Source organism: Vibrio nitrifigilis, from assembly GCF_015686695.1.
GTDB classification, from domain to species: Bacteria; Pseudomonadota; Gammaproteobacteria; order Enterobacterales; family Vibrionaceae; genus Vibrio; species Vibrio nitrifigilis.
In genome coordinates this window covers 571,492-588,647 of the sequence record NZ_JADPMR010000001.1, presented here as the reverse complement: position 1 = coordinate 588,647, position 17,156 = coordinate 571,492, and the positions used below count along the sequence as shown (strand labels likewise).

Here is a 17,156-nt window from a genome sequence, read left to right as displayed (position 1 = left end):
AATAAATAAATATGGTCACCTAACATCATTTATTAGTGGAGTCCGAATGACGTTGGTGACTATCCCTTTTCTTTAAATGGCCCAGTAAAACAAACCTTAACAACTCGACTTTGTTGTAAATACATTCCAAACCACAAAAGTAGCATTAAGGAAAGCCCACTAAACCAATAAAACTGACCATAGTGTAACAAGATGGTGTAGACGCCTATTCCAAATTGCACTAGCGTGATGATAATTGTAATAGGCTTCGCCGAAGCTTGGATAAAATGGGTCAAAGCTTGTCTATCAGGCCCCCTCAAATGCACCAACCACATGTATACCAACGAGGGCAACCCAAGTACTAACTCTATGTATAAATGACCCTTTTGTGGATAGAACAACTCTAATAATTGAGATCCTGTATCTCGGCTTACTCCAGCCATAACAAGTACAACCCAAGCTTTTGCTAACCAACCCCACCCTAGCCACAACCAAATCGGCGGACTGAGATAACCATCCGCATTATATCTATCAATTGAATATTTCACTAACCACCTAATGATTTTAACAATACTTATTACCATTTCATGTGGTTAATTTCTATGCCAAATATAACTATCTCTTGGCTTCCACGAGAAACTGCTATGTATTATCCGCCAAGTAACCTCATTCTACTGTTACTTAGGAATAGGTATCATGTTAATCTATAAAGAAAAATATTGTATCCCCAGATAATCTTAAGCTGCAGGATTCAGCACTGATACATTTACTATTCAATTGGATAATCTTATGAAAAACAAGTCAGTCCCCTCTGTTGAAACGCAAAATGAAGCAGCACAAATCGCCAAAGCAACACAGAAACCAGGACAAACGAAAGAACAAACCAAATTGATTGCTCAAGGAATAGAAAAAGGCATTGCTCTTTATAAAAAACAGCAAAAGGAGAAAAGTAGACAGGCAGATAAAGCCAAAAAAAGAGCTCAAAAACAAAAACAGATAGAACAAGCGATAGATTCTAATGCGACCACTCAGCAAGATATAGATCCGCAACACGCTTCACAACGTAGTCGCTTCCTACCATGGGCTTTATTGGCAATAAGCTGGGTTGGTTTTATCGCTTACCTGTTAATAAACAAAGCCTAAATTAGTGCTGTTTAATAAGAAAAAGCCAGCATGGGCTGGCTTTTTATGCTCTGAATCCAAGGCTTTCTGCAATATCACCTCTACGGTCTAGCACCCATTGACTATCGAATGGTCCCCAATCTGATAATTGATAATAGCCATCGTTATGACGCCGCCCATCTTGAACAAACATGAGCTCAATACCAATACCCGGTAATGCTTTAATCACGTCTTGAATAGTACGACGTGGCCAACCGGTCTTTTCAATCAACTTGGGCACATTTGGTCGTTCAAGGCTCTCAACCAACAATGCTAAATACAGTCGCCTCGCAAAAACTGGACTCAATTCCATTGATACCTCCTAAGTTGTGCAGCACCCATTATTTCTGTTTTAATTTTCAGAGTGTTGAGATTGATCAATAACTCTACGATCGATAGGGTCTTTATCGTAAAATTTGTGCCTCAGCCTTGATTATCACGTGGAATGTTTTGGTGATGCTATGTAAAGCGGCTATTAATGCAATTTTATTCGCCTCAAGTTAAGCATTAATAACCAAACAACCGTGGGGATAGACTTTGTCACATGGCCTGCTTCCTGTTAGGATTTACCCAAATAAGTAACACCCGGCAGCAACATCTGCTAGGGGCATAATAATTCAGTCTCACAAGGATAATTATGAGTATTACCATGTATGGCATCCCAAACTGCGATACCATAAAAAAAGCACGTAAATGGCTAGAACAAGCAGGCATCGACTATCAATTCCATGATTACCGTAAGCAAGGTGTGGATGCAGATATGGTCGCGGAGTTTTGTTCAAACCTTGGCTGGGAAAATGTTTTAAACAAACGTGGCACGACTTACCGCCAACTGACAGCTGAACAAAAAGAATCGTTGAATGAAACTAATGCTGTTGCACTACTCGTGGAAAAACCCGCGATGATCAAACGCCCTATTTTACGCGTTAACAATGATCTACACCTTGGTTTTAAACCTGAACAATACTCTTCTATTTTTGCTTAACAAGGAATTCAAGGATGACGGACAGCCCTGTATTGGCTCTCGCCAAAGACCTCATTAGCCGTAAATCAGTAACACCTGAAGATGCGGGTTGCCAACAAGTAATGATTGAGCGTCTCAAAGCTTTAGGCTTTGAAATAGAAGTCATGGTATTTGAAGATACCACCAACTTTTGGGCCCGCCGTGGCACACAAGCGCCATTATTTGCCTTTGCTGGCCACACTGATGTCGTACCCGCGGGTAATCTCGATCACTGGGATACCGCCCCATTTGAGCCCACTGTCATTGACGGTATGCTGCATGGCCGGGGCGCTGCAGATATGAAAGGCTCCCTTGCTTGTATGATCGTTGCAGTCGAGCGATTTATTGCCGAGCATCCTGATCATAATGGATCAATCGCCTTCCTAATTACCTCAGATGAAGAAGGTCCATTCATTAACGGCACCACTCGCGTCGTGGATACTCTAATGGCTCGCAATGAACCCATTGATATGTGCATTGTGGGTGAACCATCCAGCACCAACTATGTCGGCGATGTGGTAAAAAATGGTCGTCGTGGTTCAATTACTGGTGACTTAAAAGTGAAAGGGGTACAAGGTCACGTTGCTTATCCACACTTGGCAAAAAACCCTGTTCATCATGCCCTACCTGCATTAGCTGAACTCGCAACAACAGAATGGGATAAGGGGAATGACTACTTTCCTCCAACCAGTTTTCAAATTCCTAACCTTCATGCTGGCACAGGCGCTTCTAACGTGGTTCCTGGGGAATGTGACGTTCAGTTCAATTTCCGCTTTAGCACCGAACTCACTGATGTGGCGATAAAAGAAAAAGTTCACGCTATTCTCGATAAACATGCGTTGGATTATGACCTGAAATGGACCCTAAGCGGCCACCCATTTTTAACTGACCAAGGTTCTTTACTGAAATCTGTGGTGAGCGGCGTGACAGAAGTCAATGAAGAAGCACCTCAGTTACTGACCACAGGCGGAACATCAGATGGTCGCTTTATCGCTCGCATGGGAGCTCAAGTTGTCGAGCTTGGTCCTGTGAACGCCACCATACACAAGGTCAATGAGTGCGTTAAAGTTGAAGACCTTGAGAAACTGACGGATATGTACCAACATACTCTTAACCATTTATTGGCTAAGTAATGAATGACCCAAGTTATCTTTTCCGATAACTTGGGCTTTCTTTGATTCTATAAACGGTAACGTCATGACACCAAAGCAATTGACAGGTCAAACAGACACCCATTTGCAACCTGAACAGATAGGCCAAAAAACTTTTTTAGTCGCATCTAGTGTTGCTGACGATTTACACCATCTTCGCCAAGCCGCATTAAACGATGGCTTCAATTTCCATATTGCTAGTGGTTTTCGTTCATTTGAGCGCCAATTATCCATTTGGAATCGCAAAATGTCTGGTGAACTGGCGGTGCTGGATGAAAATAGCCACCCTATCGATATTCATTCGCTCAGTGAAGAAGAACAGATTCAAGCGATTTTACGTTGGTCTGCTTTACCTGGCGCAAGTCGGCATCATTGGGGATCTGACTTTGATGTATTTGACAAAGATGCCCTACCTGACGGGGTTACGTTAAACCTAGAACCAGAAGAGTACCTTAACGGACATCAACACTCCTTCTATCTATGGTTAAAACAACATGCGGCACAATATGGTTTCTTCTTTCCATTTCAAGGAAAAAACCATGGAGTAGCATTTGAACCTTGGCATATTAGCCATCGAGCAACCGCAACGCATTATCTGCAAAACTTTTCGCTTGAGATGCTCACTCAACAGATCTCTTTAACGCCAATTTTGGGACAACAAGCAATCCTTAATCAGCTACCCTCGATCTACAATCAGTATATTGTCAATATTAGCGATTAGGCTTTCCCTTAAGCTCAGGTGATTCTAAATGGATTTACTATTTAACCCATGGGTTATCAGTATTGTCGTGATTTGTGTGATCGTAGGAAACATAGCGGCGTTGAAATACACTTCACAAATAAAATACGAAGAATTCATGAAGAAAAAAGACCTCGACCGTCTCAATCAGTTAGACAAAGAACGATGTGATGGACACCAAACAGAATCAGTGAACAGTGAGCAGAAAACACACGAACAATTAAACAACGACGAAACATCATCAAAGAATAAGCAATAAAAAAGGATGCAAACAAGCATCCTTTTTCTATCACTTCGATGGCAATTATTTTTCAGCAGGCGCTGGAGATTTAGCCACCACAGAAGACCAAAGCGGTACTAGTGCTTTCAAAATGTCTTCTTTAACTGGCTTACCTTTTGAGTCGGTAAGGTTTATCGATGTACGGTTACCTAAATCACCTAACAGTAAGGTGTACTCTCCAGAATCAAGATCAATAGGTTGAGTATTATGTGCTGTCCAGAAATCGCTATCCGGTTCGTTATACTTCACTTTTACCGTACCTTGAGAACGGTTACGGTCAGTAATATTGAAGCCCATTGGTGTTAGGATTTGCGGTAAACGCTGCCAGAAAACATCATACTCAGCACGAGCTATCATCACAGGCAAACCACTACGATCGTAACCAAACGTAATTGGAATATGTTTCACTAAACGCTGCGCTTTACGCATCTCTTCATGACGTAAATCTGAATCATAACGAGTGGTGATCATATTAGCCATATAGGCCGTATAGCGTGATTTATACTCAGGACTTGGTGTTTTTTGCGTACCTTCACTACGAAAATCAACTAAGTGCACTTTGATCCCAAAGCGATGATTCGCTTGAACACGAGAAATTTGATAACGAGCATCAATTTCACCGTCTTCATCCTTAGAAACCCAACGAACCCATGCCGTTTCTAACAAAGTATCCGTGGTTTTCACCATAGGAACTTTATTATCTGTTAGTGCTTGTTTGGTTGTGTTCCACACTTTATCCGCTTCATCTTGACGAACCATCCATAACAAAGCATCGCCATTCGACACTTCCGCGCGAGCTCCAGGAATTAATTCGAGGATCTGTTGCGGAGGACGAATATCTACTTTATCGCCTACGCTACCATGGTAGTTACCTTGTGGGATTTGATAATCAGGGTAGAAATGGATAGTAGTACCTTCTGGCATCGCCCACTGATGAAAATCTTTGGCATCCAAATAGGCATAATCGTCTTTTGCTTGACGGCGTTCTGCTGGGGTGCTTGAACAAGCGCTTAACACTAACACAGCTAGTGAGCTAATAACTAGCTGACGCGAAAACTTCATTGAAACTCCTAAAAATAGCCGAGGTACAGAATTGATACCTCGGCATTGTAATCGAAAGTGCCTCAATAATTAAATTTTGGCAGCGGTAATCGCTTCGGCAACAGTTGGTCGAGCTAGTTCAGATAGTTCCGTCAAAGGTAGACGTAGATCACCATTTGAAATCAAACCTAACTTGTGGGCAGCCCATTTTACAGGGATAGGGCTTGATTCAACGAATAAACCTTTGTGTAGAGCCATTAAGCGTTGGTTTATTGCATCGGCTTCAGCATTGTTACCATTGAGTGCGGCATGGACCATTGTCGCCATATCTTTTGCTGCAATATTGTTGGTAACAGAGATAACGCCGTTACCGCCTAATTTAATAGAATCTAAACCCGTTGCATCATCGCCACTGAACAAAAGAAAATCTTTGTCACACATTTCACGATGTAGCGATACACGGCTCAAATCACCCGTTGCATCTTTCAAACCAATAATATTGTTAATTTCAGATAAACGAGCCACCGTTTCTGGCTTCATATCAACACCAGTACGACCTGGTACATTGTATAGAATAATTGGGATATCAGTGCCCTGAGCGATCGCCTGATAGTGCAAGAACAAACCTTCTTGAGTTGGCTTATTGTAGTAAGGGGTCACACTTAAATACGCGGCAATGCCCGTTTTATCAAGCAAACGAGAAAACTCTACAGCTTCATGTGTTGCATTAGCGCCAGTTCCAGCAATCACTGGAATACGCCCTGCAGCAAACTCCACGGTTTTTTCTACGACTTTGACATGCTCTTCAACGGTCAGAGTGGCAGATTCACCTGTCGTCCCTACAGAAACAATAGCGTCAGTCCCCGAAGCGATATGATATTCGACCAACTTCTTGAGGTCTGCATAATCCACTTCGCCAGCTGAGGTAAAGGGGGTAATTAACGCTACGATACTTCCTGAAAACATGTCTATCTCCCTAGATGAATACTCTCTGCATGGTACTGCATCGTCGTTGTGCAACACAAGAGATTAAACACGCTTAAACAGACCATTTTTATGAATATTTATCAGATGTTAGAACTAAAGCAAGAATACTGTTTTAACATACTTAATTAACAAAGGCTTGTAGTCAATGTCAGTCTTATGCCATTTTGATGCAAAGCGAAACTAAAAAGCCTTTTGCTCGCGCTTTCCCTATACATCAGGTGTGATAACATTAACGAAAAAGACATTGTGAAGAAATAGCATGACTCAACACTTAGTGATTACTGCGGTAGGGACAGACCGCCCCGGCATTTGTAACGAAATAGTCCGGCTCGTCACGCAATCAGAGCTAAATATCGTCGATAGCCGTATTGCGTTGTTTGGAAAGGAATTTACGCTAATCATGTTAGTCTCAGGGAGCCCTAGCGCCCTGTCACGTATCGAAACTAGACTGCCTCTTCTAGGCCAAGAGCATGATCTGATCACAATGATGAAACGTACAACGCCGCATGAAAGCCTAGATAATAGTTATTTAGTTGAAGTCTTTATCGAATCTGAAGATAAACCAGGCTTAACTGAAAAATTCACAAATTTCTTTGCAAATCAAAATATTGGAATGGAATCCCTGAGTGCCCAAACCATCAACAAAGATAAAGTATCTAGCACCACCGATCAATTCCATATTGCAATTACTGCAAAAGTGGACGGCGAGTATAACTTAATGCAGTTACAGGAGGAGTTCGGTCAGTTATGTGACACTCTCAATGTACAAGGCTCTTTAAATTTCATTAAAAATAGTCAGTAATAAAGGAAGCATGATGAATACACTGCAAGCAGGAGATAAAGCTCCAGCTTTTTCTCTCCCAGACCAAGACGGAAAGGCGATATCTTTAAGCGATTTTCCTGGTAAAAAAGTTCTACTTTATTTTTACCCGAAAGCAATGACGCCAGGTTGTACCGTTCAAGCTCAAGGCATGCGTGATGTAAAAGCAGAGCTCGACGAACTGAACGTGGTCGTACTTGGTGTCAGTATCGATCCAGTAAAACGCTTAGGAAAATTTATTGAACGCGATAACCTAAACTTCACGCTTCTTTCTGATGAAGACCATGCAGTCGCTGAAAAATTTGGCGTTTGGGGTGAAAAAAAGTTCATGGGCAAAGTCTATGATGGCTTACATCGCATCAGCTTTTTAATTAATGAGCAAGGTGAGATTGAACATGTGTTTAATAAATTCAAAACGAAAACTCACCATGAAGTTGTTCTCGACTACCTTAACCAGGGAACCAAATAACAACTAATCACTCATCATAAAAAATGAATAGTTATTCAAAAGAAACGTCGCCAATTGGCGACGTTTTTATTGAAAAATGAATCAAGATTACACAATAAATTTACTCATGATCGCCGCTTGCTCTCGGACATTTTCCGTTTGAGCTTCTAAGGACACGTTGGACCCTTCAGCGATATCCGCAACTTGAGTAGATAAATCTTTAATCTTCACAGTGTTATTATTAATTTCTTCCGCGACTAAACTTTGCTCTTCTGCCGCTGAAGCAATTTGAATGTTCATATCATTGATTTGAGAAATAGCCGCTCGTATCGTTTGTAATGCCGTATCTGCTAGTTTTGATTTCTCAACAGCATCGATAGCAGTCGTTTTACTCTCATTCATCGCAACAGAAACTGAACTAGCTCCAGCTTGCAGCTGTTCAATCATTGTTTTTATTTCCGTCGTCGACTGTTGAGTTCGTGATGCTAAAGTTCGGACCTCATCAGCTACGACGGCAAATCCACGCCCAGATTCTCCCGCTCGAGCGGCTTCGATCGCCGCATTAAGCGCAAGAAGGTTAGTCTGCTCAGCAATTTCACTGATCACTTTCAAAATAGTTTCAATGTTAGCTGTCGCGGATTCAAGGCCATGAACTTCTTCAACAGCTTGATCAATGCGGGCGGACAATTCATCGATAGAACGAGTGGTATCATTTACCACATTGGTTCCCTCTTCAGTTGCAATATCCGCTTCTTTAGCTGCGGAGGCCGCACTTTGAGCATTACCTGCCACCTGCGTCGCCGTCACTGACATTTCATGCATTGCCGTTGCAAGCTGTTCAAGTTCTTGTAACTGTTGTTGTAAAGCATCTACTGATTGCCGAGAGCCCTGCAGCGTTTGCTCTGTACCATGAATAATTTCTTGACCAATCGCTTTGGATTGCTGGATAAGTTGCTGCAAGGTACCATTAAAGGTGTTAAAACCTTCGGCAAGTTCGGCAAATTCTGGATCCGTGTTGGTATCGATACGCTGAGTTAAATCACCGTGCCCAGATGCCACATCTTTAATCGCATCACGTAATACAACCAGAGGTCGCATCAAGAAACGAATCAGTAACGTCAAGCAAACAACACTAATCACTAACGCGATAACAGCATAAATAATTGAGCTATTTCTCAATTTGCTTAATGCAGAAAAAGCGACCGACTCATCCACAATAGAACCCACATACCATCCTTCTGATGGGATAGGCGTTAAACCAACCAGATACTTATTACCGTTGAGAGTGACCTCTTGTGAGCCCTGTTGAACCTTCACACCAGGTAAATATTCGCTGACGTTTTTACCATTGTTTTTAATATCAGGATGAGCAATTGTGGTACCATTAGAAGTGATAAGGAAAAGGTAGCCGGCATCAAATAGATTCACAGAATTGACTAATTTCGCAAGCTTACTCAACTCTAGGTCATAAAACATCGAACCGATATATTGCCCATCTTTTTCCACTGGAGTGCTGATTGATATGATCATTTTTTTGGTCGACATATCAAGATAAGGCTGGGTAATTGTTATCTTACCTGCATTTTTAGCATCCTTATACCAAGGACGAACACGAGGATCATAATCTGCTGCTGGAACCCATCCATCATCATTTTCGACCGTTTTACCATCGCTTTGGTAACCTAACCCTATGGCAAGAAAGTTACTTTTTAACGTCGGCTTTTCAATCACATTTTTAACATAATCACGATTGGTAGGATCAATAGCTAATATTTCTGTAGCCGCTTGGGCCATCGATTTCTTGCTTTGCATTTCAGAGCTAATGGTGTTTTCTACCCCATTAACCATCTCTTTCAAACTTGTATTTACCAATGACTCAACTTGAGTCCGCACAGTCGACAACTGCTGAATCGACAGTAAAGCTATTGTTACTAATAGCAATACTGACGAAGCAGCAACGATTTTTTGACTAAATTTCATATATTCCCTCTACAACTTACTATCCTAATTTAGTTCTCGCGCGCATTATTAGCTCACCGTTAAGTACTATCGGCAAGGTTATGCAAATACTTGAATGAAATGACAATAATTTACGAATTATTCGCATCAAACTGAGTGGATGGTGCGATGTACTCGGTCAAGATCACGGTGTATTAGCCACCTCATCATCCTGAGCGGGTAACGCATGCCAAACAGCTTTGACTAAGGTTGCGAGTGGAATAGCAAAAAATACCCCCCAAAAACCCCATAGCCCACCAAAAATCAGTACCGCTGCGATAATAGCCACGGGATGGAGATTAACGGCTTCAGAAAATAAGATAGGCACAAGCACGTTTCCATCTAGCGCTTGAATAATTCCATAGGCCACCAACAGAGTATAAAATTCAGGACTCATGCCCCATTGGAATAAACCAACAATCGCAACAGGTACCGTCACCGCAGCGGCCCCTATGTACGGAATTAATACCGATAGACCAACCGCCACGGCCAAAAGTACCGAGTAACGCAAATCAAGCACCGCAAAAGTAACATAGCTGACAAGACCAACAATGAGAATTTCCAATACCTTACCACGGATATAGTTAGAAATTTGTTGGTTCATTTCTACCCAGACTTGTTTAGCGAGCACTCGATTCCGAGGCATCAATTTACTCACAGATCCCATCATTTGGTTTTTATCTTTAAGAAAAAAGAACACCAATAAAGGCACTAAAATCAGATAAATCGCTAATGTGGCAATACTGACTAATGATGAGAGAGATTCAGTGACAATCGATTCACCGACCCCTAACGCCTTGTCTTTTGCGTTATTCATTATGGGTTCTACGATATCTAAATCCGCTAGTTCTGGATAACGTTGGGGAATCGTCGCGATAAATTTTTGCAGCCCGTTATACATTGATGGAATATCATTAACCAAATTCGCGATCTGCTTCCACATGGTAGGTACCAGTCCTAACAGCGCAATTAACATCACACCTATAAAAAGCAGTAACACCAACACAACTGCTACAGTCCGCGGCAATTTTAGACGGCGCAGCTGTACCACAGGCCATTCAAGTAAATAAGCAAGCACAACGGCAACGAGTAAAGGTGCTATCAAATCACCAAAAAAGTAGATAACAATAAATCCGAATAGCAGAATGGCAATGAGACTGACAGCATTGGGATCGGAAAAACGCCGTTGATACCAACGACTCACCATTTCAAACATGAATCCCTAACTCCTTTAAATGTAAATACTTGGGGAATGCTACACAATGGGATCAGATAACCCACAACATCGTTGTGCTGGTTTTCTTTCAAGAAGCATAGCGTTGCGCTAATCACAGTGCCAGTAGTTAGACGGGCAGAGGCTTTCCGATTATGAAATAAATCATTAGTGAGTAAAGCACTAAATCGTGAGCGAATATGACAAAGATGATTGAGGAAACTTTATTGACTCCTCATTGATATTTAAAAGTACAGCCCCACGTATAGTAAACCAATGATATGAGTCACGTTATGTCTGAATTTCAAAAAGAATTTAAGCAAAAGTAACGATTAATCATTATGATATGTTAGGTCTAAGCGATCTTTTTAAACGTAAAGCACCTAAGCGATATCGTAGGAAAGTGCTTTGTAAAAAAGCAAAGAAACCTTTACGGTTGCATAGTGTCAAAAAATAGAGTTCGATGAGGAGCTATACCCATAATTATGTTTGCCAAACGTACCCGTTCTTTGCTCAGTTTATACACGGCAACTGCATTTTGCTCGCTCAACCCAATGCTGAGCTACGCTGAAGGAAATGAGTTGCCTGACATAGGTACTGTTGCAGGAGCAACGCTTTCGATAGACCAAGAGCTACAATACGGTGATGCGTATATGCGTATTATTCGAGGTACTCAGCCAGTCATTAATGATCCGGTCATGAGTGAATATGTCGATACTCTGGGTCATCGCTTAGTCTCTCATGCACAAAACGTAAAAACTCCTTTCCATTTCTTTTTGATTAACGATCAAGAAATTAATGCTTTCGCTTTTTTTGGCGGCTACGTGGCGCTACATTCCGGTTTATTTCTTTATACCCAATCTGAAAGTGAATTAGCATCGGTGATGGCCCATGAAATATCCCATGTCACTCAACGCCATCTTGCCCGCAGCATGGAAGATCAAGCGAAACAAACGCCCGCGACCATTGCAGCTTTGGCTGGTTCATTATTGCTCGCTATTGCCGCACCAACGGCAGGTATCGCGGCGATAACGGCAACCACTGCTGGCAGCCTGCAAGGCAAACTGAACTATACTCGAGCTTATGAAAAAGAAGCCGACCGTTTTGGCATGCAGGTCTTGGCTAAATCCGGTTTTGATGTGATGGCAATGCCTCGTTTCTTTAGCCGTCTAGCAGCAGAGTCGCGTTATTCCAGTAAACCACCTGAAATGCTATTGACTCACCCATTACCGCAGTCACGTATTACAGATAGCCGCGAACGCGCCCAAAGTTATCCTCAAATTCATCCCAAAGCTTCATTACGTTTTAATTTGGCACGAGCTAGGGCAATCGCTCGGTATGCAGGATTGAGTGAACAAGCGGCATTAGCTTGGTTTAATAGGACAGAACAAAAAACGGCCCCTTCCGTTGAGTCAGCGTTCGAATACGGCAAAGCACTTGTTTATCTAGACAATAAAAAGTTACAGCAGTCTGAAAAAATTCTGTCTAAACTGCTAAAAAGCGATCCAGACAACGATTTCTATCTTGATGGAATGTCAGATTTATATTTAGCACTAAAACAAGCACCTAAAGCACAAGCTATGCTTAAAAAAGCACTTGATGAAAATCCGGATAACTCAGTATTACTCATTAACTATGCAAATGTGTTGTTGAAAGAAGAAAAATATGAACCCGCGATCCAAGTGTTACATCGGTACACTCACGACCACCCTGACGACCCTAATGGCTGGAGTTTACTGTCTGAGGCCAGCAGTCGTTTGGGTCATAGTGAAGAAGATTTAGCGGCTAGGGCTGAGTTACTCGCGCTGAAGGCACAATGGAATAAAGCCATTCAGTACTATACTCAAGCCAGCCAAATAGCTAAGCTAGGAAGCTTAGAGCAAGCTCGATATGATGCTCGTATTGATCAGCTTATCGTGCAAAGAGAACGCTTTATGGCTCTGCAAAAATAGAAGCAATAGGAAGATACTATGTCAGTCGTTATCTATCATAACCCTCGATGTTCCAAAAGTCGTGAAACTTTAGTCTTATTAGAAGCAAATAACATTAAACCTGAAGTCATTAAATATTTAGAGACGCCACCTGATTTAGCACAGTTGAAACATCTCTATCAGCAGTTAGGTTATACAGAAGTGCGTAAAATGATGCGGACTAAGGAAGAACTGTATAAAAGTCTCAATCTCGGTGATTCATCCGTTTCAGATGAAGATTTGTTTAACGCCATGGCCGAACATCCCAAATTAATTGAACGTCCCATCGTGGTGGCTAACGATAAGGCTCGCATCGGTCGCCCACCAGAAAGCGTATTAGAGATTTTATGACCACTAAGATAGTCGTCCTCTACTACAGTCGTCATGGTAGTACTTTATCAATAGCGAGGCATATCGCGCGGGGGGTGGAATCCATCCCCGGTTGTGAAGCACTCTTGCGCACTGTAGAAGATATTTCCAATGGTTGCAGACCACATCAAGATCCGATCATTCATTTGAACGAACTCAAAGAGTGCGATGGCCTTGCTTTGGGCAGTCCGGTCTGGTTTGGCAATATGGCAGCATCATTAAAACACTTTTGGGATCAAACGACATCATTATGGATAAGCGGCGATCTCATTGATAAACCTGCATGTGTTTTTACTTCGTCATCAACATTACATGGCGGTCAAGAGACCACCCAAAACTCAATGATGCTTCCCCTGTTACACCACGGTATGATGGTGTTAGGCATTCCATACTCAGAACCAAAACTTCATACAACAGAACGGGGCGGAACACCCTATGGGGCAAGTCATGTAACGCTGGGAAATAAGAAACCCGTTTTAACAGAAGATGAGATAACCCTTGCTCAGCAGTTAGGGAAACGTATCGCAACGATTGCTCAGCATCTAAAAGGGATAAAAACTATCTAATCTCGATTCCATTCTAAATAAAGTACTATCATAGCTGCTCTATGATGGTTTAAGCATTTGGTTTAATTTGGGACAATAAAAAAAGAGCCAACGGCTCTTTTTTTATTGTGCTTATATTCTAGTACTACTCTTTCCATTTGAAGTAGAGCGTACTTGGCACCTTAGCCAACTCATCATCTGCTGTAGCGCCCTGCTCTGTTTCACTACTACTTGTAATCTCTGTATTGTTACTCGCATTAGTTGCGTCGGGGGTTGCTTGAGCATTATTAGCCACAACGGCAGTATTATCGGTGTCCGTACCTTGAGGGGCATTAATACCAGAACCAATCACGTAACCAAAATCAGGTACGGTCTCCCCGCTTGACACAGTTTGAGTATCAACTTTATCCACTAACTTGGTCCGTAACACTTCTTGCTCAAAGTTTTCCGGTGTAGCCAATAGATGTACCCGATATTGCACATCATCACCTTGGATTCTGACGATATCTAAAGCCGCAACAGAACTCAGAGATTTTAAACTTTTCTCTAACGTAAAAAATTCATCAGCATTTTTTATTGCCGAAAAATCGGCAACCACAGACTCCGATGATTGACTTGAAATCAACACCGCATTTTTCTTAGCAAAATATTGGCTAACATCATTCACAACTTGATCAATGGGCTGTTCGCCAGAAGCCTGACCAGTAATAGGCTCTTTCGCATCATCCATCATCTGCTGACCACTTTGGTCATAAAGGGTCCAGTTAATGGCGTCGTCTTGAACACGAATAACTAACACGGCGTCGGTTGGATAACGCGAACTAGCTTGAGCAATAGGCCCAGTAAAATCCCCCCATAAATCCGAGGTTTCTATTCCGGTAATATCGTCAAAGTCCCCGACAGGAACAGTCAAGGGCAAACCGCGCGCTTTTGCATCTTGCACCAATGTTTTAAGAGGTTCTGAATCAGAATGTTCCCAAGCAATTGTACGGTCATAGTTCTTATCTTCCACCAGCCATACTAATACATTTGAACGGTATGCAGGCCAGAACGGTAACTGAGCTTGAGTTAATAGCGAACGGATGTGCGGCTCACTAAAACCAAGCGTCATAGTTTCCTGACCATTATCATCATTGCTACTAATTTGAGTAAGATAGCGGCTATTATGTTGCAACGCTTTCTTAACGACATCATTATCAAGTGATGATTTATCTCCAGTAGCACGAACAATGACTTGCTCCATACCTTGAATACGAGCTTGATCATCTGATTCATCGTTTTGTTGGTCTAACACCACTTCTGTTTGATACAGATTCACCTTGGTAAGGGCTGCAGCAGGCAATGATACGAGTCCCGCTAACAACAAAGCTAAATAGCGCATAAGTTTTGTAGGTTTCCTATAAGTGAAGTTTGATGATAAGCAACTATCACGGACCTAGCAAGCGATGGGCATCAGGATAACGTTAAAATTTACTGGCTAATTGACAAATTCCATTAATGAACAGAGAAAAGATGATTTTCCTAATATTGAATCTGGCAATCGATTACAGAAATGATAAGATCTTGAGAATTTTGTTCTTTATCAGGGAATTTACGATGAAAAATGCCATTCTAGGCGCTCAAATGCTGTTTGTTGCATTTGGGGCACTGGTTCTAGTGCCGCTACTCACGGGGTTAGATCCTAACGTCGCTCTTTTCGGTGCAGGTGTCGGCACCCTCCTTTTCCAATTAATTACTCGCCGATCCGTTCCCATTTTCCTCGCTTCCTCTTTCGCCTTTATCGCTCCAATCCTTTACGGTACAAAAACATTTGGCATTGCTGCCACCATGGGTGGTTTGGCCGTCGCAGGCCTTGTCTATGTCATTTTAGGCGCATTTATCAAAGTAAAAGGAGTAGGATTTATTCATCGCTTGTTACCGCCCGTCGTCGTTGGGCCTGTAATCATGGTGATCGGCTTAGGGCTTGCCCCTTCAGCGGTAAATATGGCGCTAGGACGGTCGGGAGATGGAACCCAAATCATCGATGGACATATTGCACTTTGGGTATCACTAGCCTCGTTGTTAACTACCATTATTGTGAGTGTATTTGCTAAAGGATTCTTTAAACTCATTCCAATTTGTGGCGGCATTTTAGTGGGATACGCTGTTTCTCTTTACTTTGGTATCGTCGATTTTTCACCAGTAACCAAAGCTGCATGGTTTGCATTACCCAACTTCACCTACCCGGAATTCAATCTCAATGCGATACTGTTCATGATTCCTGTTGCTATTGCTCCAGCGGTAGAACATGTGGGTGATATCATCGCTATTTCAAACGTCACAGGTAAAGACTATCTGAAAAAACCAGGACTGCATCGCACCATTACCGGTGACGGGGTTGCCACAATGGTCGCCACATGCCTTGGTGCTCCACCTAATACTACCTACAGTGAAGTGACTGGAGCTGTCACGCTCACCCGAGCGTTTAACCCTGTAATAATGACTTGGGCAGCCATTACATCGATCATTCTCGCTCTAGTCGGAAAATTAGGCGCTCTATTACAAACCATCCCAATGCCAGTCATGGGTGGGATTATGTGTCTACTCTTCGGTTCAATCGCAACAGTTGGTTTAAATTCACTGATCAAACACAATGTCGATCTACATAAATCTCGCAACCTGGTGATTGTCGCAGTCACTCTTGTATTTGGTATTGGTGGAATGGCATTTGATATTGGCGGTTTCAGCCTGCAAGGCGTTAGTCTCTGTGGCATCGTCGCTATTTTGCTAAACCTAATCTTACCGAAAGATTTAGGTGAAACTCACGTCGTCGATAAAGCCGAAATTGACGACTAACGACTCGTTGGTAAAGATAGAAAGCCTTCAAATGAAGGCCTTCTATCTATTTTAATCTAAGCACAAATTAACGAATTCACCACGCGTCAATTTAGCTAAATCCGCTGGCGCTAATTCGATTTCTAGGCCCCTTTTCCCCGCACTGACACACATGGTATCTAACGCCTTCGCACTCTCATGAATAAAAGTCGGTAACGATTTTTTCTGTCCTAATGGACTAATACCACCAACCACATACCCCGTCGTTTTTTCAGCGATAGTCGGGTTAGCCATTTCCGCTTTTTTTGCTTTGGCAGCTTTTGCTGCTAACTTTAGGTTCAATCGATGATCAACAGGAATCACCGCTACAGCAAGATGCTTTTCTTCGCCATTAAGGCAAAATAGTAACGTCTTAAACACCGTTTTTGGGTCTTCTCCTAATAGTTCTGCCGCCTCTTCACCATAGCTTTCTGCATTCGGATCGTGTTCGTATTGATGTACGGTGTGAACAATTTTCTTCTTTTTGGCTAAATTGATTGCAGGCGTCATACCTATTCCTAACTAGACTATTTTTACCTTTAACAATAAAAAAGGCAGATTACTGAATCTATTCAGTATAACTCTGCCTTTTAATAGTT

19 protein-coding genes are annotated in these 17,156 nt (G+C 42.1%); 11 read left to right on the top strand and 8 right to left on the bottom strand.

What is annotated here, in order from left to right; genetic code table 11:
* Nucleotides 1–59 precede the first annotated feature (59 nt).
* A complete protein-coding gene (locus I1A42_RS02685; RefSeq protein WP_196122583.1) occupies nt 60–527 on the bottom strand; it encodes a DUF2919 domain-containing protein in 468 nt (155 codons plus the stop codon).
* Nucleotides 528–768: 241 nt separating this feature from the next.
* Here I1A42_RS02685 and I1A42_RS02680 point away from each other — a divergent pair, with 241 nt between their 5' ends.
* Nucleotides 769–1,122 carry a DUF2956 domain-containing protein gene (locus I1A42_RS02680; RefSeq protein ID WP_196122582.1) on the top strand — a complete coding sequence of 118 codons (354 nt, stop codon included), beginning with the start codon at nt 769–771 and terminating at the stop codon, nt 1,120–1,122.
* A gap of 43 nt (nt 1,123–1,165) precedes the next feature.
* Here I1A42_RS02680 and I1A42_RS02675 read toward each other — a convergent pair whose 3' ends face one another.
* A complete protein-coding gene (locus I1A42_RS02675) occupies nt 1,166–1,453 on the bottom strand; it encodes a winged helix-turn-helix domain-containing protein (RefSeq protein WP_161153359.1) in 288 nt (95 codons plus the stop codon).
* A 324-nt stretch (nt 1,454–1,777) separates the two neighbouring features.
* Between I1A42_RS02675 and I1A42_RS02670 the strand changes: the two genes are divergently transcribed.
* From I1A42_RS02670 to I1A42_RS02655, 4 genes are all read left to right on the top strand, one after another.
* Complete coding sequence (locus I1A42_RS02670; protein ID WP_196122581.1) at nt 1,778–2,125, top strand: ArsC family reductase; 348 nt, start codon at nt 1,778–1,780, stop codon at nt 2,123–2,125.
* 14 nt (nt 2,126–2,139) lie between these two features.
* Entirely contained in the window at nt 2,140–3,276 is a 1,137-nt protein-coding gene (dapE, locus tag I1A42_RS02665) for a succinyl-diaminopimelate desuccinylase (protein WP_196122580.1), read from the top strand.
* A 64-nt stretch (nt 3,277–3,340) separates the two neighbouring features.
* Nucleotides 3,341–4,015: a M15 family metallopeptidase gene (locus I1A42_RS02660; protein ID WP_196122579.1), complete on the top strand. Its 675-nt coding sequence runs from the start codon at nt 3,341–3,343 to the stop codon at nt 4,013–4,015.
* Between the two features lie 28 nt (nt 4,016–4,043).
* Nucleotides 4,044–4,292, top strand: coding sequence for a DUF2897 family protein (locus tag I1A42_RS02655; RefSeq protein ID WP_196122578.1), 249 nt, complete (start codon nt 4,044–4,046; stop codon nt 4,290–4,292).
* Nucleotides 4,293–4,337: 45 nt separating this feature from the next.
* Here the strand turns inward: I1A42_RS02655 and bamC are convergent, their stop codons facing one another.
* Together bamC and dapA are read right to left on the bottom strand one after the other, a co-directional pair.
* Nucleotides 4,338–5,375 carry an outer membrane protein assembly factor BamC gene (gene bamC, locus I1A42_RS02650; protein ID WP_196122577.1) on the bottom strand — a complete coding sequence of 346 codons (1,038 nt, stop codon included), beginning with the start codon at nt 5,373–5,375 and terminating at the stop codon, nt 4,338–4,340.
* Between the two features lie 69 nt (nt 5,376–5,444).
* Nucleotides 5,445–6,320 carry a 4-hydroxy-tetrahydrodipicolinate synthase gene (gene dapA, locus I1A42_RS02645; protein WP_196122576.1) on the bottom strand — a complete coding sequence of 292 codons (876 nt, stop codon included), beginning with the start codon at nt 6,318–6,320 and terminating at the stop codon, nt 5,445–5,447.
* 280 nt (nt 6,321–6,600) lie between these two features.
* Between dapA and I1A42_RS02640 the strand changes: the two genes are divergently transcribed.
* A complete protein-coding gene (locus I1A42_RS02640) occupies nt 6,601–7,143 on the top strand; it encodes a glycine cleavage system protein R (RefSeq protein WP_161153352.1) in 543 nt (180 codons plus the stop codon).
* Between the two features lie 13 nt (nt 7,144–7,156).
* Nucleotides 7,157–7,630, top strand: a complete 474-nt coding sequence (bcp, locus tag I1A42_RS02635) for a thioredoxin-dependent thiol peroxidase (RefSeq protein WP_196123765.1) — start codon at nt 7,157–7,159, stop codon at nt 7,628–7,630.
* Between the two features lie 87 nt (nt 7,631–7,717).
* Here the strand turns inward: bcp and I1A42_RS02630 are convergent, their stop codons facing one another.
* Both I1A42_RS02630 and I1A42_RS02625 read right to left on the bottom strand, forming a co-directional pair.
* Nucleotides 7,718–9,589, bottom strand: coding sequence for a methyl-accepting chemotaxis protein (locus tag I1A42_RS02630; protein ID WP_161153351.1), 1,872 nt, complete (start codon nt 9,587–9,589; stop codon nt 7,718–7,720).
* A 163-nt stretch (nt 9,590–9,752) separates the two neighbouring features.
* On the bottom strand, nt 9,753–10,823 hold the full coding sequence (locus I1A42_RS02625; protein WP_196122575.1) for an AI-2E family transporter: 1,071 nt from the start codon (nt 10,821–10,823) through the stop codon (nt 9,753–9,755).
* A 482-nt stretch (nt 10,824–11,305) separates the two neighbouring features.
* Between I1A42_RS02625 and bepA the strand changes: the two genes are divergently transcribed.
* The 3 genes from bepA to wrbA are packed head-to-tail and all read left to right on the top strand — an operon-like array spanning nt 11,306 to nt 13,725.
* Nucleotides 11,306–12,772, top strand: a complete 1,467-nt coding sequence (gene bepA / locus I1A42_RS02620) for a beta-barrel assembly-enhancing protease (protein WP_196122574.1) — start codon at nt 11,306–11,308, stop codon at nt 12,770–12,772.
* A gap of 18 nt (nt 12,773–12,790) precedes the next feature.
* Nucleotides 12,791–13,141 (top strand): arsenate reductase (glutaredoxin), encoded by a 351-nt coding sequence (gene arsC / locus I1A42_RS02615; protein ID WP_196122573.1) that lies wholly within the window; start codon nt 12,791–12,793, stop codon nt 13,139–13,141.
* Nucleotides 13,138–13,725 (top strand): NAD(P)H:quinone oxidoreductase, encoded by a 588-nt coding sequence (gene wrbA / locus I1A42_RS02610; RefSeq protein WP_161153347.1) that lies wholly within the window; start codon nt 13,138–13,140, stop codon nt 13,723–13,725. Before arsC ends, wrbA begins: the two co-directional genes overlap by 4 nt.
* Nucleotides 13,726–13,849: 124 nt before the next feature.
* Here wrbA and I1A42_RS02605 read toward each other — a convergent pair whose 3' ends face one another.
* Entirely contained in the window at nt 13,850–15,085 is a 1,236-nt protein-coding gene (locus I1A42_RS02605; protein WP_161153346.1) for a DUF2066 domain-containing protein, read from the bottom strand.
* Nucleotides 15,086–15,300: 215 nt separating this feature from the next.
* On the opposite strand from I1A42_RS02605, the gene I1A42_RS02600 reads away from it, so the two are divergent.
* Nucleotides 15,301–16,539, top strand: coding sequence for a uracil-xanthine permease family protein (locus tag I1A42_RS02600; RefSeq protein WP_161153345.1), 1,239 nt, complete (start codon nt 15,301–15,303; stop codon nt 16,537–16,539).
* A gap of 51 nt (nt 16,540–16,590) precedes the next feature.
* Here I1A42_RS02600 and ybaK read toward each other — a convergent pair whose 3' ends face one another.
* Nucleotides 16,591–17,067, bottom strand: coding sequence for a Cys-tRNA(Pro) deacylase (ybaK, locus tag I1A42_RS02595; RefSeq protein ID WP_196122572.1), 477 nt, complete (start codon nt 17,065–17,067; stop codon nt 16,591–16,593).
* Between the last annotated feature and the right edge of the window lie 89 nt (nt 17,068–17,156).

Bases quoted from the DNA above. Each gene is read 5' to 3' on its own strand.
- I1A42_RS02625 (WP_196122575.1), bottom strand. From the start codon at position 10,823: ATGTTTGAAATGGTGAGTCGTTGGTATCAACGGCGTTTTTCCGATCCC.
- bcp (WP_196123765.1), top strand. From the start codon at position 7,157: ATGAATACACTGCAAGCAGGAGATAAAGCTCCAGCTTTTTCTCTCCCA.
- I1A42_RS02655 (WP_196122578.1), top strand. From the start codon at position 4,044: ATGGATTTACTATTTAACCCATGGGTTATCAGTATTGTCGTGATTTGT.
- bamC (WP_196122577.1), bottom strand. From the start codon at position 5,375: ATGAAGTTTTCGCGTCAGCTAGTTATTAGCTCACTAGCTGTGTTAGTG.
- dapA (WP_196122576.1), bottom strand. From the start codon at position 6,320: ATGTTTTCAGGAAGTATCGTAGCGTTAATTACCCCCTTTACCTCAGCT.
- ybaK (WP_196122572.1), bottom strand. From the start codon at position 17,067: ATGACGCCTGCAATCAATTTAGCCAAAAAGAAGAAAATTGTTCACACC.
- I1A42_RS02670 (WP_196122581.1), top strand. From the start codon at position 1,778: ATGAGTATTACCATGTATGGCATCCCAAACTGCGATACCATAAAAAAA.
- I1A42_RS02675 (WP_161153359.1), bottom strand. From the start codon at position 1,453: ATGGAATTGAGTCCAGTTTTTGCGAGGCGACTGTATTTAGCATTGTTG.
- I1A42_RS02630 (WP_161153351.1), bottom strand. From the start codon at position 9,589: ATGAAATTTAGTCAAAAAATCGTTGCTGCTTCGTCAGTATTGCTATTA.
- I1A42_RS02640 (WP_161153352.1), top strand. From the start codon at position 6,601: ATGACTCAACACTTAGTGATTACTGCGGTAGGGACAGACCGCCCCGGC.
- dapE (WP_196122580.1), top strand. From the start codon at position 2,140: ATGACGGACAGCCCTGTATTGGCTCTCGCCAAAGACCTCATTAGCCGT.
- I1A42_RS02600 (WP_161153345.1), top strand. From the start codon at position 15,301: ATGAAAAATGCCATTCTAGGCGCTCAAATGCTGTTTGTTGCATTTGGG.
- wrbA (WP_161153347.1), top strand. From the start codon at position 13,138: ATGACCACTAAGATAGTCGTCCTCTACTACAGTCGTCATGGTAGTACT.
- I1A42_RS02660 (WP_196122579.1), top strand. From the start codon at position 3,341: ATGACACCAAAGCAATTGACAGGTCAAACAGACACCCATTTGCAACCT.
- arsC (WP_196122573.1), top strand. From the start codon at position 12,791: ATGTCAGTCGTTATCTATCATAACCCTCGATGTTCCAAAAGTCGTGAA.
- bepA (WP_196122574.1), top strand. From the start codon at position 11,306: ATGTTTGCCAAACGTACCCGTTCTTTGCTCAGTTTATACACGGCAACT.
- I1A42_RS02680 (WP_196122582.1), top strand. From the start codon at position 769: ATGAAAAACAAGTCAGTCCCCTCTGTTGAAACGCAAAATGAAGCAGCA.
- I1A42_RS02605 (WP_161153346.1), bottom strand. From the start codon at position 15,085: ATGCGCTATTTAGCTTTGTTGTTAGCGGGACTCGTATCATTGCCTGCT.